This window comes from Streptomyces sp. NPDC049887 (assembly GCF_040656535.1).
GTDB lineage: Bacteria > Actinomycetota > Actinomycetes > Streptomycetales > Streptomycetaceae > Streptomyces.
In genome coordinates this window covers 187745-203903 of record NZ_JBFAMM010000006.1, presented here as the reverse complement: position 1 = coordinate 203903, position 16159 = coordinate 187745, and the positions used below count along the sequence as shown (strand labels likewise).

The window sequence follows — 16159 nt, the reverse complement described above, 5'->3', positions numbered from 1 at the left end:
CCGGAGATACTGCTGGAATCACTCTCCGTACATACGCCAGGGTGGGAGTGGGACGAACGTGGCGGCTCTCGACAATGTGAAGCTCAAGGACGTACTCGCGGACGTGGCGTCGGGATCCTTACAACTGCCGGACTTCCAGCGGAACTGGAAGTGGGACGACGACCGGATCCGCGCCATCATCGCGACGGTGACGCTGGACTACCCGCTCGGCGTGGTGATGACGCTGCAGACCGGCGGCGCCACCCGATTCCGCTCCCGGACACTCACCGGAGCACGCCCGGACGGGGACCCGGCCGCGGACCTCCTCCTGCTGGACGGGCAGCAGCGCCTCACCTCCCTCTTCCAGGCCCTGTGGCTGGACGCACCGGTGGAAACCGCGGACGCCCGGGGCAAGCCCGTCGAGCGCTGGTACTACGTCGACATCGCCAAGGCCGTCGGCGCGTCCGCGGACCGCGACGAGGCCATCCTTTCCGTACCGGCGGACAAGGTGCTCCGCACCGACTTCAACCGCACGGTGGTGCTGGACCTGAGCACCACCGAGGGCGAGTGCGCGGCCGGCCTCTTCCCTCTGCACCTCGTCTTCGACGCCCAGCGCGTGCACCTCTGGAAGAAGGCGTACATCAAGGCGGACGAGGACCGGAACTGGGATCTGTGGGGCCGGTTCGACGAGTCGGTCCTGCAGCAGATCCGCTCCTTCCAGGTGCCGATGATCCGGCTGGCCGCGTCCACCTCCATGGACGCCGTCTGCGCGGTGTTCGAGCGGGTCAACACGGGCGGGGTGCCCCTGAACGTCTTCGAACTGCTCACCGCGACCTACGCCGGGGACCGCGGGTACGTGGACCGGACCGGGGACTACTACCAGCTCCCCGAGGTGTGGCGGGAGGTCAAACAGGGGCTGGCGGCGAAGTACCCGGTGTTCGGCCGTCTGGACCGGGGCATCGAGAACGGGCTGAGCAGCATCGACTTCCTGCAGGCCATCGCCCTGGTGCGGACCTGGGAGCGGAAGCAGGCGGGCACCGGGGCGACGGTGTCGTGCAAGCGCCGGGATCTGCTGGACCTTCCCCTGGCCGACTTCGTCCGGCTGGCGCCGAAACTCGCCGACGCCTTCGCCTGGGTGGGCGACTTCCTGGAGCGGCAGTGCATCGTCCGTCCCAACGACCTGCCGTACCAGACGCAGCTCGTCCCGCTCGCCGCCGCCCGCGCCATCCTCGACACGGCGACGGACGGTCTCGGCGCGGAGGAGAAGGTCGACCAGTGGTTCTGGTGCGGCGTCCTCGGGGAGATGTACGGCGGTTCCACCGAGACCCGCTTCACCCGTGACGTCGAGCAGCTGGTCCCCTGGATCGCGCAGGACGAGCGGGCGCCCGACACGGTGGCGGACGCCTTCTTCTTCGCCGACCGGCTCGACAGCCTCACCACCCGCAACAGCGCCGCCTACAAGGGCATCTACGCCCTGCTGGTCAAGCAGGGGGCGGTGGACTGGCACTACACGGACAGGCCGCTCGGCCCCGGACGGCTGGACGAGTACGGCGTGGACATCCGGCAGATCTTCCCCAAGACCTGGTTCCGGCGGGGCAGCAGCGAGGGCCTGCCGACCAACTCCATCGTGAACAAGACTCCGCTGTCCTACCGCGCGGCGATGGACATGACGGGGGCACCGGCCTCCTATCTGACCACGATGGTGGCGGCCTCCGACATGCGCCCCGAGTGGTTCGACGACGTGCTCGCCACCCACCTCATCGATCCGGCGGCACTCCGCGACAACGACTACGGGCGCTTCTACCGCGACCGCTCCAAGCAGTTGCAGGATCTGGTGCACGCCGCCATGGGCAAGCGGACCATGCTCCGCGACCTCGCGGAGGGCGACGCCCGATGACGACCACACCGAGTGGCCAGGACCTCGCCGCGCTCAAGGGCAGAACCGTCCCCGTACAGGACATCCTCGACCTGTTCCGGGTCAGGGTCCGCGACCACCGGACGGTGCACCGCATCTCGCAGGCGCTCACGGACGCCGGGCTGGCGACGCTGCCGGACTTCGCCGTCTGCGGTCTGCGCAGCGACGTCGACGTGGTGCCGCTCGCGTCCGTCCCCGCGCAGGCCGCCCCCGCCGACCCGGAGGAGGACGAGGCGGAGGAGGCGCTGCCGTCGGCGGCGCTTCCGCAGCGGCTGCTGCTCGGGGACATCCCGTCGGCGCGGCGCGGCCTGGTGTCCGTCGGCCCCGCCACCCCCCTGGCGCAGACCACGTTCCTGATGCGCACCAACGGCGTCTCGCAGGTCCCGGTGACGACCGGTATGGCCCAGATCCATGGGGTGGTCACCTGGGGATCCGTCGCCAAGATGTACGAGGCGGGCAAGGCTCCGACGCTGGAGAACGCGATGGAGAAGGACTCCTTTCCCCTCGCCGACACCCGCCAGGAGTTCTTCTCCGCCCTCCCGGTCATCCGCGAACACGGCTACCTCCTGGTCCGCGGCGACGACGGCTGCCTCTCGGGCATCGTCACCGCCGCGGATGTCACGGACCGCTTCGAGGGCGCGGCGCGGCCCTTCTTCATCGTCGGGGAGATCGAGTCCCTGCTGCGCCGCTGCCTGGGCGCGGCACTGGACGAGGAGGCCATCAAGGCCGTCCAGACGAACAAGAAGGCGGAGCACCGCACCGGCCAGGTCTCCGACCTCATGTTCGGCGACTATCTGAGGCTCCTGGACGGCGGCCAGACGAAGACGGCGCCGGCCGAGCGTGCCGACGCCAACTGGGAAGCCCTGAAGTGGCCCAACATGCCCAGGGAGCAGTTCATCGGCCGGCTGAAGCGCGTGAAGGACATCCGCAACCGGATCGCCCACTTCGACGAGAAGCCGCTTCCGCAGGAGCTGCTCGACGAGCTGACGACGTTCGCGAAGCTGCTGCGGGCGTTCGCGGCCTGAGGAGGAGGGGTGCCTCAGGTCACAAACGCCAGAGGCACCCCGAACGCCTCAGCCCGCTCGGAGGGCGAACTGCTCGCGCAGCAGCGCCTCGTGGAGCCGTAGCGTGCGCCCGTCCGGGAGGGTCTCCAGCACCTGTACGCCGTCGTAGTTGAGGAGCTGCCTCAGGACCGCGGCGAAGCCGTCGCCCCGGGCGGTGGGCATGCCCGCTCGCTGGGCGAGCGCGGTCACGGGCAGGGTGCCGCCCGCGTCGAGCAGGGCGGCGAGGGCCTTGTGGACCTGCTCCTGCTGCGGCTTGCGCGCCAGACCGTCGAGCTGCACCTGATACGTCTCCGAGTCGAGCAGCGCCGTGACGAGCACCTCGGTCCGGGAGACGACGGTCGGGGTGAGCAAGGCGTCGTCTCCCCCGGCCGTCAGCGCCACGTCGAACAGCGCGTCGGGCAGCGACTCGGGGTCGGGCTGCTTCTTGCGGGGTTTTGTCGTCCCCTTCTTCGGAACCACGCCGGCCGGCTGAGCCGAACGCTCGTCCGACACCGACTTCCCCGCCTCCTCCGGAGCCCACCAGGGTGGCCGCTGGTCCCCCAGCTCCCGCCACCCCTTGGGCGGTTCCGCACCGAACGGCAGGAAGGCGAGCACCGGGATGGTGAACTCGGCGAGGGAGGCCCCGCCGTGGTAGCCGGCTTTGAGGGCGGTGTAGCGGAAGTCCGCGTCCCAGAGCGCGACGATGGACGCGCCGGGCTCGGGCCAGACGACACGAGGGCCGGTGAGGGCGATCTCCCGTTCGGCGAGCGGGCCGCCGGGCAGGCGGTGCCGCGCGGACGCGGGCTCGGTGGCCGCCTCGGACCTCGCGCCGTGCCGGTCGACGACATGGCCGTGGTCGCTGGTCACGATCAACGCCATGCCCTGGGCCGCCGCCACCCGGAGCAGGTCGCGCAGGCCGGGCACGTCGTCGACCCGCCAGGTGCCGTCGCCGAGTTTCTGCTCCTTGGCGAGGCGGTCGTCGATGGCGTTGAGGACGACGGCGACATGGGTCCTGCCGTCGGAGAGCGCTTCGGTGAGGGCCGGGCCGAAGGTGTCGCCCGCGGTCTCGGTGCGCAGGTCGTCCTTGTGGAAGACGGCGGCCGGTGCCCCGCCCCACAGCTTCAGCGCGGGGAAGAGCCGCTTCTCGTCGGCCTGGGTGCCCTTCATCAGGGTGCCCGCGAAGAGCGAGGTCCGGGACACGGCCGTCACGGTGGGCAGGGCGGCGGCCATCGCCCGCCGACGGGGAGTGCCCTCGGACAGCGGGTCGAACTCCGCCCAGGAGTGGCGCAGTTCCTCGCCGAGTTCGTTCGCGATGGCCGCGCTCATGCCGTCCAGCACGAGCAGCAGCACGCGCCGTTCCTCTCCCCGCCGCACCACGGGCCCGACCACCCGGTCGAGGAAGGTCTCGACGGTGAGCATGCCACCGGGGTGGGTGCCGTCCTGCGTCCAGCCGGCCAGTGAGTGCGCGAAGGACGCGTCGATCCGCCGCCGCCGGTCCCTGACGCGCGTGCCCAGGATGTCGTAGGCGGCCTTGAGCACGGGGTCCGGGTCACCGCCGGCCTCGATGTGCTCCAGTGCGAGGTCGGCCCAGCCGGTCTCGGCGATGTGCCGCTGTATGACGTCGCCGACGCTGGGTGCGTCGGTGGACGGGTCGGTGGCCAGCCAGAGGGCGAGACGCTGCCCCATGCGAGCGCGTCCGATGCGGGCGGACTCCTCCGGATCGGTGGCGAGCCGGTGGTCCGCGAGACGCCGTACGGCCTCCGCGGCCGTGTCGCCCGTCGCGAGAGCCTGCCCGACGGCGGTGAACCGGGCTTCCAGTCCGCCGCGCAGAACGGGACTCGCCGCGGCGGCCGCCTCCGCGCCGAACTGGCGGGCCAGCACGGCGGCCCGGTCGAGCACGATGCCCCTGGTGCGCCGCGCCTCGCGGGCCTGGTCGGCATCGACGCCGCCGCCCCGGTGTCCGGCCGCCAGAAGCGTGCTGACGTACTCCTCGGCGGACCGTCCGAAGACGCCCACCAGGGCGTCGAGTTGTTCGCCGACGGCCGGGGGCTGGTCACCGAGGTAGCGCTCGGCTCGGCCTCGGGACTGATACGTCTCGGGCGCGGGTTCGGCGTGCAGCCACAGCGCCGCGCACACGAGGCCGTAGGCGGCGGCGTCCGCGCCGCGCTCGGCGTCGACGAGAGCGAGCAGAACGCGTCCGGCGAGACCGGCCTGGTCCTGCTCGCCGAGGAAGGCGGTCAGCCCGGCGCGCTCGGGACCGCGCAGGCCCAGCAGCCGTTCGGGGGCTCCGGGCCGGGTCGACCAGTGCAGCAGGGTCTGGGCGTCGAGCCGGTCCTCACCACTGCGTCGCGGGCCGCTCTCGGTGTCGTGGCGGCCGAGGCGCAGGCGGCGCTGGGCGAGCGCGGTGAGGGCGTACTGCCGCGACAGCCAGCCGCCGGGCACCGGGGGCCAGCCGCCGGGCGGGGTGGCCTCGAGCAGGGCTTCGGCGGCCCAGTCGACGTCCTTCAGGCGCGGGTCGATCTGCCGGGCGCCGAACGCCTCCCGCACGACGTCCCAGCTGTCGACCATGTCGATGCGCTGCTTGTGGACGCGGGCGGTGATCGCCGGGTCGAGTTCGTTCTGCTCGCGGTCGGTGAGGACCACGAGGACGGCGGGGCCGGGGCGCCGGCCCGCCAGATGGTCGAGGACGAGTTCGTGGACGGCGAGCGGTGAGGGCGCCGGCGCCACGCCGGCCGTCCGGCCCTCGCCCCAGGCGGGTTCGGCGGGCCCGTCCCACCGGGGCTCGGACCGCAGCAGCACGACCCGGCGCCTGCCCCCGCCGTCCGCGGTCAGGGCGGCGGCGAGGGAGGACTGCGAGGACAGGTACTGGGTGACGGTCGCGGTGTTCAGCCGGACGGCGCCCGGGACAGCGGCGACGGTGTCCGGGGCGGCCCCGGCGGCGCCCGGTGCTGCGACGGTGTCCGTCATTCGACGACCTTCCAGGTGATCTCGATGGTCGCGTCGGGGTGGCGGGCGGCCAGTTCGGACAGTTCCGCCTGGAGGTCGGCGGCGGCGCGTGCAACGGTCGTACGGCGGCCACCGGCCTTCCGCGCGGAGCCGCTGCCCGAGGGCGTCGGCGCGACGGCCTCCTGCGGGGTGTACGGGATGCGCGGGTCGCTGGTCGGCCTGCCCAGGTCCAGGTCGTCGGCCCTGGTCTGCGGCGCGACGGGCACGGGCGGCGGGGTGGCGGCGGCCTGGCTGCGCTTCACCAGGGCGACGACCTCGCGCTGGGTGCGGGCCAGGGCGTCGCGCAGGTTCGCGGTGCGCTGGTCGTCGCGGGCCACGTTGCGCAGCGAGTCGAGCAGCGCCGCGCCTTCGGGTCCGAGTCCGGCGGCGAGTTCGAGCGTGCTCCAGGGCGCGGAGGCGACGGCCTCGGCGACGCCGCGGGCCTGCTTGATGGAGGTCCCGTACCGGTCGGCGCTGGTCTCGCCCAGGTCGAAGGAGGCGAGGGCCTCCACGGTCTTCTTCGCCCCGGCCGCGCCCTTGCCCGCCTCCGCCGTGAGCGCGTCCAGCAGTTGCAGGGAGCGGCGGGCGAGGGCGAGCCGTCCGGTGTCGGCGGTCTGGTCGAGGCCGAGGAAGGAGGCGTGGGCCTCCAGCTGGTGGACCAGGTCGGCCGCGTGGTCCCGGTGGGCGCGGGCGGCCTCGATGAGCTGCCGTGCGAACTGGTTGACCATCCGGCCGCGCCGAAGGGCGGGAGCCTTCTGCCCGAAGATCGTCTCGAAGCGCTGCCGTGCGGTGTCCCAGTCCGCCTCGGGGGGCAGCGGCTGGCTGCGCAGCGCGTCATGGTCCTTGATCGCGGACAGTTCGGGCGCGGGGTCGAGTACGGTGCCGCCGCGCACCCACACCCGGTCGTCCATCTCGGCGAAGGATGCGACCACGAGCCGGGCGAGGAAGTCGGGCAGGCCGCGCGGGTCGGGCTTGTCCGTCCAGTCGGTCAGGGTGATCAGCGACAGGTCGCCGGTGACGCCCTGGGCGCTGGCGAGCTGCCGGAAGTGGTCGGCCCAGTAGCGGGACAGCTCGAAGTACGCCTCCTTCTGCTGCCCGAGGCGCAGGGGCCCGGCGATCCGCTGCATGAGCTTGCGGTCGGCGGCGGGGACCTCCACCCGCCCGTCCCGCGCCTCGGCGGCGGCCCGCACATGGGTGAACACCTTCTTGGTGTCGGCGGCCTTGACGGCGACACCGGTGCCGTCGGGGTCGAGGTCGGGGTGCGCCGGGTACTGGTGGGCGATCAGTTTGCCCGCGATGTGCCGGATGCCGTCGTGCAGGCTCTGCCCGAAGGAGAGGGTGAGGCCGTCGACGTCGGGCAGCGCGACGAGGTGGTCGTCGAAGTCGGGCACGACGTCGGCGGCCTGCTTCCGGGCGAGCCCGTACGCCTGCTTGAAAGCGCCCTTGACCTGCTTGAGCAGCGCCTCGCGCTGGGTTTCGAGGAGGCCCTTGGCGCGGCTGCGGTTGTCGGCGTTGAGGTGGCCGGCGTACTGGGTGTCGAAGCGGTGCTCGTCGGCGAGGGCCTTGTCGATGACGACGAGGCGCCGGAAGTCGGCGAAGCGCTGCGCGGACAGGTGGGCGGGCAGCCAGGCGACGATACGGGACCGCTCGCCCTGCTGGCGCTCACGCAGGCGCCGGATGCGGTTGACGTCCTCGACGGGGCCCCATTCGCCCTCGTCGAAGGGGAGGTCTATCGCGATCCGCCAGCGGCCGTCCTCCTGCGGCATCAGGTCGTGGTCGGGCAGCTCGTCCTCGTCGGCGACGTTGCCGAACACGATCTCGGCGGTGCGGGCGGTGCCGCGCCACACGAAGCCGAACTGGTCGCTCAACTGCCCGTGCTCGACGCCCAGTTCCTGGGACAGCAGGCGCCGGGCGAGGGCGACCCGGTTGCCGGGGTTGTCGTTGACCTGGGCGTTGGCGATGACGGAGTCCACGTCGACGCCGGACAGCTCCAGCCGCACACCGGGGTTGGCGTCGGTGCCGGTCTCCTTGATCTCGGGGAACCGGGCCGCCCACTCGGCGATCTTGTTCTTGATGATGCCGACCTCGGCGCCCGGGATGGGGGCGAGGACCGACCCGTGGTTGAGGGCGCCGAGCCGCCGGATCGTCAGCTCGGCCAGTGCGGGCACGCTGGGCGCGAGCGCCGACAGTAGCAGGGTGCACACGAGCCGGTTGTCACCGACGAACATGCGGCAGCGGTTGGCGCGCTGCGGGTCGGTGACGGCCTCGGGCCGGTTGACGTACTGCTCGACGTCGTCCTCGGTGATGTCGTACGAGGTGAGGAGGTAGGGCCGCAGCTTGGTCTTGTAGAGCTTGTCGGCGGCCTCGAAGACGACCTTCAGGCTGTCGGTGAACGGCTTGTCGCCGCCCTCCGCGATCACCGGGTAGAGATCGCCGACCGGGATGAGCTGCCCGAGCCGGATCTCGTTGCGGTGGTCGGCGAGCAGCTGGCCCATCAGCTTCAGACCGGTACGGGAGCGCTGCAGCGCGGACGAGATGTGGACGAGAGTGTCCATGAACGCCGGCGAGAACGGGTACGTCAGCCGGAACGAATCCGCGTCCGCGCCGGTCGTGCCCTTCTCCGAGCCGAGGAGGGTGTCCCAGACCTGGGTGCCGACCCGCTTGGTCTGCTCGAAGGCCGCGTCGACGAGCCGTTCCGCCTCGGCGTCCTTCGGCTTGAGGAGGCGGGCCTGGGCGATCTGCGGGAGGTTGCGGTCCTCCAGCGTGATCTTGTCGAACCGGCCGGAGGCGAGGTTCAGGGTGTCCTGGATGGAGGCTTCCGCCGCGCCGGACACCTCTTCGCCGACGAGTTCCCGCAGGTCGCGCTGGCGGGCGATGAACGACACGACGGGGATGGCGCGGCGGGCGTCGCCGCCCTCCACGAAGTTCGTGATCTTGCTGGCCTCGCGGGCGACGAACTTCTGCTCGTGGATGAGGGTGGCGAGCCAGAGGATCAGCTCGTCCAGGAACAGGATCAGGCCGTCGTAGCCGAGCGACTTGGCGTGCTCGGCGATGACGGAGAGACCGGCGTCGAGGGAGATGAAGCCGTGCTCGTCCTCGGCCGCGTTCCTGGCGAAGCCGGGGAAGAGGTTGGTGACGGCGTCGCTGACCAGCTTGGCCCGCAGTTCGGCCGGGGTCGAGGGGTTGCGGAGGTTGAGCGGCGTGCCCCCCTCGTGGTCCTCCTCCGCGGCGAGCGCGGTGTCCAGGAGCTGCGGGGTCCAGGCGAAGCCCTCGCCCCACTCGTCCTCCTCACCGTCGTCGGCCTCACTCCCGCCGCCCAGGCCGCGGATAAGCGCCTCGTCGCCGATGTTCGCGCGCATGGCGAAGATGTCGGCGAAGAGGGAGTCGGTCCGGTACACCTGCGGGGTCGGGGCGTCCGGGTGCAGCTTCTTGACGTGCGTGACGTATCCGCCGAGCACCCGCTGTTCGAGGGCCTTCGCGCCGAGCATGTGGTACGGCACGAGCAGGAACCTCTTGCCGTCCGTGGTCAGCCACTCGTGCTTGGTCAGCACCGGATCGAACTCGGTACGGGCGCGGGCGGCCGGGTCGCCGCTGAGCAGCGCGTACAGCACCGCCATGAAGTGCGACTTACCGGAACCGAACGAGCCGTGCAGATAGGCCGCCTTGGAGCGGTGCCCGTCGAGCGAGGACTTGATGAGCGCCAGCGCCTCGTCGAAGTTCTCCAGCAGCCGCTCGGTGACGACGTAGTCCTTGAGCGCGTTCCGCGCGCCCTCGGGTGTCGTCGCCTCGGCGAGCGACAGCACGAAGTCCGAAGTGGAGATCTTCTTCTTGATGTCGATGACATCGCGGAGGAGGGGCGGCTGGGCCATTGCGGGTCTCGCTCTCCCTGACGGTGGTCGGTGCTGCTGCTCGTACTCGGACGCGCGGGATCAGCCGCCGGGGCCCGAGGCCGGTCCGACTCGTCCTGAACGTCACCCGTACGGCCTGCGCACAGCACCCTACATCCGTACTCCCGGCGACCACCTGCCGTATACCCTCGCGCACCGTCCGTGCGACCGCCCCGGTGCTGTCGTCGGCACTACGGCTGTCGTCGACCCGATCGGTAGGCATCCAGCAGTTGCCGGCTCGCGACCGTGAAGGGGTGCTCGGGACCCAGGCCGCGTTCCCGCCGTTCGACGAACGTCGGCCATCAGCGCGATCGCCTCGTCCACGTGCCCGAGGGCGGCCCGGTCCGGGAGCGGAGTTGCCGGGCGGCGAGCACGACAGGGTACTCGGGCCCGAAGCGCCGCACATACGCTGCGGCGACCCGCCGGATCCCACGGTCCGCCTCCTCGAAGCGGCCCAGGAGGTACAGCGCCCAAGCGTGGTTGTGCCGGGCGCCCAGGGTCACCGTGTGGTCGGGGCCGAGGTGCCGATCGCATTCCGACGGCAGCGCGAGCAGGGCGCCGCCTTCCTGGGTGACCGCCTCGGTGGCGGGCAGCATCTCCAGCAGCCCGGCGCGGGCCCGCAGGGTCAGCGGGTGCGCGGGGCCGAGCGCGGAGCGCCGCCCGGCGACGGTGTCACCGAGCAGCGCGACGGATTCCTCGCGTCTCCCGAGGTTCGCCAGCACCAGTTGGAGCCCGTAGCCGCTGTCGGTGGTGTCGGGGTCGTCGGCGCCGAACAGACGCTCCTGGATGTACCGGACCGCGCGGAGTGCGGCTTCGGCCTCGGCGTACCTGCCCAGCCGGAACAGTGCCCGCCCGGCCCTGGACCATGCGGTGGTCCGCGCCGAGGAGCCGCTGCCCGAGGTCCGCCGCGATGCGGGCGGTCTCCCAGGCGGAGAGGTAGTCACCGGTCCGGTGCAGGGACGAACTCCGCGCCGGTGCCGCCCCATTTCGCGGTGGTCTTCTTGGCCATGACGGGAGACAGGTCGACACCCCGGGCATCGATGCCTCGCTCGGCAAGGTAGGCGAGAGCACGGCCGGTGCCACAGCCGATCTCCAGCACGGAGCGCGGGTCGCCCAGTAGCTCCGGGCCGGGTCCATGTCCGGCGTACTGGGTCCAGCAGAAGCTCGGCTCCGCGTCGTCCTTGAAGGCGGAAGCGGCGAAGGTGTCCCCCAGCTCCGTCTCGGCGGCGATGTCGTGTCGTGCGGGCAAGGCGATTCCTCTTCGCAGGGCCCGCGAGTTCACCGCGCGCCGGTACGGGCCGCGAACTCGCGCAGTCCGGGCAGGCTGGTGGACGCGTACAGCAGGTCGGCGGTGAGCGCCTGTACAGAGGGTCGGCGAGCCTCCTCGGGCGCGGCCCGGTCGACCGCGCGCAATGCCGTGTAGGTGCGGCGGTGGTCGCCGATCCGTGCCCACATGCGCGCGGTGTCCGTCCAGTACCGAGCCTGCCGCTCGGCCGTGGGGAACACCGTCGGTGAGATGCTGCGGGCGTACGCCACGCCTTCGTCCGGCGTGCCCAAGGCGTTGTGGATGCCGATCCGGTATAGGGCCACCTGCGCCGGGGTGGCGTCCACCGTGTACAGCTCGGCACGGGGGTCGGCGCCGAGTCGGGCGGCGGTCTCCTCGGCCTCTCCGGTCAGGTCCAGTGCCGTGCCCCGGTCGCCTGCCTGCGCGGCCGAGTAGGCACCGGTCAAGAGCAGGGATGTGCGTACCGCGTGGGCCTGCACCGAGTTCTCGGCGCCGAGTTCACCCGCCGTGCGGGCGAGGAGGTCCACCGCCGACCCAGCACGGCCGGACCGGCGCATCGCGATCGCCAGGACCCGTGCGGCCTCTCCCAGCGGCGCGGGCCAACCGCTCTCCCGCGCGGCGTTCAGCGCGCGGTCGGCGCTCGCCCACGCGACATCGGAGTGCACCTTTACCGCCAACTCACTGGCCAGCACGTACGAGCGCGCCACCACCGACTGTGCCTGTTCTCGGGCAGCGTCAGTCGTGGCCTCGCGCGTGGCTTCGCCAGCGGCGATCAGCCTGCCCAGATTCTCGCCCAGCACCGTGTAGCGGGCGGCCCTGAAGTCCCGGCGTGCGGCGCTGAGAGCGAGTTGCAACCGGGGCAGCGACATGGGCTCTGCCGCCTGCGGTTGGAAGAGAGCGGCTTCCAGCAGACCCGCGGGGTCCGAAGCCCTGCTGCTCGCGGCGGCCCGCCCCTGGCCGGTGACCATGGCGGCCCCGAGGCCGACTGCTCCCGCGAGTAGCTGCCTGCGTCGCACCGGCTCGTCCTCCTGGCGGTCAGGGTCTGTGTGTCCCAGCACCCTAACGGCCACCGTTCGTGTGGGAGCCGCCCTTGACGCATCACGTCGCGTGGGTAACTCGCCCGGGTGAGGCACCAGTCCCAGCAGTTCGGGGGCGACGCCGAGCGCGGCGGCCAGTCGCAGCAGCGTGTCGCGCGGCGGCATCAACTTGTTCGACTCGATGCGGCTCACCGCCGACGCCGAATACCCGCACCGCCGACCGAGTTGTACCTGAGTCATGCGTGCGGCGGCGCGCGCCGCTCGGATGACCGCGCCGAGGTCTGCGGCGGCGGTCGCTGTATCGATTCGAGTCACCGCACCAGTACCCATATGGCTCTCCCGGTCTCCCCGCGGTGTCACCCACCGTAGCGCTGGCGGTTCTGTCATCGGAGGGCGCACGCACAGCGCTTGCGAATCGCGCACACGGCGTGCGGACCGCGCCGGCCCGCCTTCCCGGACGCCCGGCCAGAGGCTTCCGTGGTGGAGCGGAACAGGCACACCCAAGCCCGAAGGGAGCACCACCATGGCAACCGCCATCGCGCAGAAGACCGAGGTTCGCGACCCGCGTTCGTTCGTCTCCCCCGATGTGTGGGACCGGGAGATCAAGCTCCTGGTCCGAGACAACCCGTTCGACACCCTGACGGCCGAGCGCGTTTTCGGCCAGGCCATCGCCTACCTCATCACCGCCATGGAGAAATGGGACCAGGGCCTGGAGATCGGCTGCGGCTACCTGGTGGACATGGGCGTCCACGCCTTCATCCTCGACACCCGCAACTACGCCGACTTCTGCGCCAGGCATTTCGACGGTCGGTTCCTCCACCACATCCCTGAGATCGAACGCAAGAACGACGGCACCGTCATGCGCACCGCCCAGGTCATCGAGAGCAACGGCTTCGCGATCGACTGGCCTCTGTGGGAGAAGGACGCGCTCCAGTGCTCGCCCTGCTCCCCGGGCAGCAACTGCCACTGACCCGGGTACCTACGGACGTCCGTAAGCCGAACGTCGCCGGAGGCCGGTCCCGCATCGCGGGGCCGGCCTCCTCCCGTATGGCTGAAACTCCGACCGCCCGGCAGTGACCTGTCCACCGTGGCCACTACCATCACGCCCATCCCAGCCCGGACATCCGTCGCAGCGCTGCCAGATGGGAACCACCGCGCTATGAGCCACGACCTCGAGACCTACTGGAACCGGTACGGGGAGGGGGTGAAGGACGAGGAACCGGCCGAGCCTCTGACGTTCGGCTGGACCCAGTACGACGGCCACGGCCCCGGCGAGGAGCTGTTGGAGCAGCCCGACACGACCCTCGAACTCGGCTTCGGACGTGGCCGCAACGTGGCATACCTGGCCCACAAGGGCGTGCGAGCCACCGGTGTCGACATCTCCGGCGTGCAGTGCGCTCGCGCCCGCGAGCGGTACGGGCCCCTCCCGGGCGCCCGCTTCGAACAGGGTGAGGTGTGTCAGTACCTCGCCGCCGCCGACGAGCGGTACGACGCCGTCTACAGCGTGTGGGGCGCGCTGTGGTTCACCGACCCCCGACGGCTGCTTCCGCTGGTCCACCGGCGCCTCACCCCCGGAGGTGTGCTCGTCTTCTCCAACGCCCCCGCCGTGCCCGGCTCGTACGGCGTCCAAGGCATGTACGGGGCCGGCTTCAAGGGCCGCCGACTGTGGATCTACCGTTGGGCCTACACACCGGAGGACTGGGCCGGGATCCTTGAGCAGCACGGGTTCGTGGACGTCGACGCCCGGGTGCTTGAGGCACCGGACCCCGAGAACGTCGGCACGCTCATCGTGCGGGCCCGCGCCCCGCGCTGACGGCACACGGGCCGACGGCCGCCCCAGCGCAGCCTCACATGGAATCGAGAAGAGCTTCAGCTGTCGCCCGAAGACGCACAGCATGCCGTCCCAGCGTCGCATTCCGGCCGCTGGACCTCGTCGTCCACGCCTCGGACTCCCCCCGTACGACCGCCCCTGCCGCCCAACTCACAGCGCGGGAAACGGTCACGCCCGCAACCACGTACAAGCACACCGCGTACGCGTACAGCCCGCGGTCGAACGGGAGTGTGCGAGAGACTTCCCGTCCGCCCCTCACAGCAGGGGATCTACGCGGACCGAGGGCCCTCCGCCGTGGCGGCAGTTCCGTCCGGGGCAGGGCTCTCAGCATGTTCCGCTACGAAGGAATGGTGGACTTCCTCGGCTTCCACCACCACAACTCGGTGCGTCGGCTTCGCCAGGACCGACTCGGAGAGGTGCTTCTTCAGCCGCCTGGCCATGGGGCGGTAGGTCGTGAAGGTGAGCGTGCCGGACACAGCGGCCCCGAGGACCGGGATGGCCTTCGAGACGCTCTTGGCGAAGGTCTGCTTCGTCATCTGAACACCGATGTAGGCCGCGACCTTCTTCACCACGGGGTACACGACGCCCTGGGTGAGCGCCTTCTGCGGCAGCTTCTTGGCGACCTGCTCCGCCATCATCCCCGCGACCTTCCCCACGGCGGCGTTCGCCGACTGGGTACCGAACATCACACCGAAGAACAGCGTGAGCATCCCCATGGTCGCGTCGTCGACGTCATCGCCGTCGTCGGAGAACAGGTCGGGCCAGCTGTAGAGGTAGGCGAGCTTCTGTGAGATGCGCAGCATGTGGCCGAAGTACTGGGCCATGTCGGCCGGCACGGTGGCGGGGAGGGCGAACAGGCCCGGAAGCCCAGCAGCGGCCGAGAGAGCGCTGACCTTGGCGGTCTCGTAGCGGATGGAATCGTCGGCCGCCCGGTTCAGAACGTCGGCGGCGATACCCGCCGCCGCCGGGCTCTCCTCGACCGCCCTGCGGATCTCGTCCTCGGAGCAGTAGCGCGCCAGCGCCTTCCGGAGGTACGCCTCCCGGTGGATCCGCACGCCCGGAAGCCTGGCCGACCCCACCAGCACCGCGGAGAAGCGCGACTCGGGGTTCTCGCTCACCTTGCCCTGATTCATGGCAGGAATTTACAGTAACTCCGCCTTGGAGTAGAACAGTTCGGCTCACATGGTCCGGACCGCCGGGTACGAGCGGCGGCGGGCAGGCGGGAAGGTGGACGGGTGGGCCCGGTCGCAGCGCACGCCCCCTGCAGCGGAGTCAGACGTTCGACTTTGCCCTGCCACCGTGACGGCGACGGCGCCGGATCTCTGGCAGCGACTGAGCCCGGCGACGACGGCGTCGAGGTCCCGGCGCGCCCGCCCTGCACGGCTTCGTCGACGACCTCGGCGGGAACCTGCTTGAGCTACTGGGCCTGGTCGGCGTCGGAGCCGAAACAGTGCGCTCGCCGGCGGTGGTTGTGGGACGCACACAGGCGCGTCCCACAACCACCCTCCTCACAGCAGACTCAGCGCCTGCTCGATTCGGAGCACCAGTGGCGCGGCCGCGACAAAGCCGCCGGCACCCCACCCCAGGGCGGCGGGCAGTCCAACGCCGACTGCCGCCCCGATGATGCCGACCGTGAGCGCAGCGACGATGCCGAAGAGAACTGCGATGATCACGGCCATGGTCTTCACCGTGCTCGATACGGGAGGATGCTGTGGGTTCATCGGTGTGCGCCCCCCAACTTTTTGATCACGTAGTGATCACTGGGCATGTGTACCTTCATAAGTGGGCCCCCTTGGCGGCTCGCAGAAGAGGATCCTGTCTGCCGGATTCCGGGCAAGGTTGCAGGCAGGCAGGGTTCTTGCCGGCGCCGGGGCTATGACGCTGTCCGTCGTAGCCCCGGCGTTCCCAACTGAAGCACATCGTTCAGGTGGTTCGGCTGGTGGTGCGACAGGGGGCGCACCGTGCGGTCCCGCTGGATCGAAACGCCTGGTGCAGCCGTGATGGGCGCGTTAAAACTTTGAGCGGCCTTTACCGAAAATCGCCGTGAGAGCAGATGCAGGTGTGGCGCATGCGCCACATCAAGAAGACATTGAAGCAAGCCCGTAGCACGACTGCGGGAACCGACGGACCGCGGCTCTGATCACGGCGTTCACCAGTCTCGGTCACTGCACCCGCGCGGGAGTACATCACACGGGAA

10 protein-coding genes and 2 pseudogenes are annotated in these 16159 nt (G+C 71.0%); 4 read left to right on the top strand and 8 right to left on the bottom strand.

Annotation, left to right across the window (positions count from 1 at the left end; translation table 11 throughout):
* Positions 1–58 precede the first annotated feature (58 nt).
* Positions 59–1876, top strand: a complete 1818-nt coding sequence (locus tag AB0J10_RS10135) for a DUF262 domain-containing protein (protein ID WP_363059768.1) — start codon at positions 59–61, stop codon at positions 1874–1876.
* Positions 1873–2919, top strand: coding sequence for a CBS domain-containing protein (locus tag AB0J10_RS10130; protein ID WP_018892158.1), 1047 nt, complete (start codon positions 1873–1875; stop codon positions 2917–2919). The genes AB0J10_RS10135 and AB0J10_RS10130 overlap by 4 nt, the downstream gene beginning before the upstream one ends.
* A gap of 48 nt (positions 2920–2967) precedes the next feature.
* Here AB0J10_RS10130 and pglZ read toward each other — a convergent pair whose 3' ends face one another.
* The 6 genes and pseudogenes from pglZ to AB0J10_RS10100 all read right to left on the bottom strand — a co-directional run.
* Positions 2968–5904, bottom strand: a complete 2937-nt coding sequence (gene pglZ, locus AB0J10_RS10125; protein ID WP_363059766.1) for a BREX-2 system phosphatase PglZ — start codon at positions 5902–5904, stop codon at positions 2968–2970.
* Positions 5901–9791 carry a phage resistance protein gene (locus tag AB0J10_RS10120; RefSeq protein WP_363059764.1) on the bottom strand — a complete coding sequence of 1297 codons (3891 nt, stop codon included), beginning with the start codon at positions 9789–9791 and terminating at the stop codon, positions 5901–5903. The genes pglZ and AB0J10_RS10120 overlap by 4 nt, the downstream gene beginning before the upstream one ends.
* 320 nt (positions 9792–10111) lie before the next feature.
* Entirely contained in the window at positions 10112–10753 is a 642-nt protein-coding gene (locus AB0J10_RS10115; RefSeq protein WP_363059762.1) for a tetratricopeptide repeat protein, read from the bottom strand.
* A gap of 14 nt (positions 10754–10767) precedes the next feature.
* A pseudogene (locus tag AB0J10_RS10110) lies at positions 10768–11058 on the bottom strand (class I SAM-dependent methyltransferase); the annotation flags it as partial.
* A gap of 29 nt (positions 11059–11087) precedes the next feature.
* Complete coding sequence (locus tag AB0J10_RS10105; protein WP_363059970.1) at positions 11088–12110, bottom strand: XRE family transcriptional regulator; 1023 nt, start codon at positions 12108–12110, stop codon at positions 11088–11090.
* Between the two features lie 135 nt (positions 12111–12245).
* Positions 12246–12461 (bottom strand): annotated as a pseudogene (locus AB0J10_RS10100) (helix-turn-helix transcriptional regulator); the annotation flags it as partial.
* A 193-nt stretch (positions 12462–12654) separates the two neighbouring features.
* Between AB0J10_RS10100 and AB0J10_RS10095 the strand changes: the two are divergent.
* Together AB0J10_RS10095 and AB0J10_RS10090 are read left to right on the top strand one after the other, a co-directional pair.
* Positions 12655–13101, top strand: coding sequence for a hypothetical protein (locus tag AB0J10_RS10095; protein ID WP_363059760.1), 447 nt, complete (start codon positions 12655–12657; stop codon positions 13099–13101).
* 189 nt (positions 13102–13290) lie between these two features.
* Complete coding sequence (locus tag AB0J10_RS10090; protein ID WP_363059758.1) at positions 13291–13944, top strand: class I SAM-dependent methyltransferase; 654 nt, start codon at positions 13291–13293, stop codon at positions 13942–13944.
* A gap of 287 nt (positions 13945–14231) precedes the next feature.
* Here the strand turns inward: AB0J10_RS10090 and AB0J10_RS10085 are convergent, their stop codons facing one another.
* The gene (locus AB0J10_RS10085) at positions 14232–15095 is read right to left on the bottom strand and encodes a hypothetical protein (RefSeq protein ID WP_363059756.1); all 864 of its coding nucleotides are present in this window, start codon (positions 15093–15095) and stop codon (positions 14232–14234) included.
* Between the two features lie 375 nt (positions 15096–15470).
* Positions 15471–15641: a hypothetical protein gene (locus AB0J10_RS10080; protein WP_363059754.1), complete on the bottom strand. Its 171-nt coding sequence runs from the start codon at positions 15639–15641 to the stop codon at positions 15471–15473.
* Between the last annotated feature and the right edge of the window lie 518 nt (positions 15642–16159).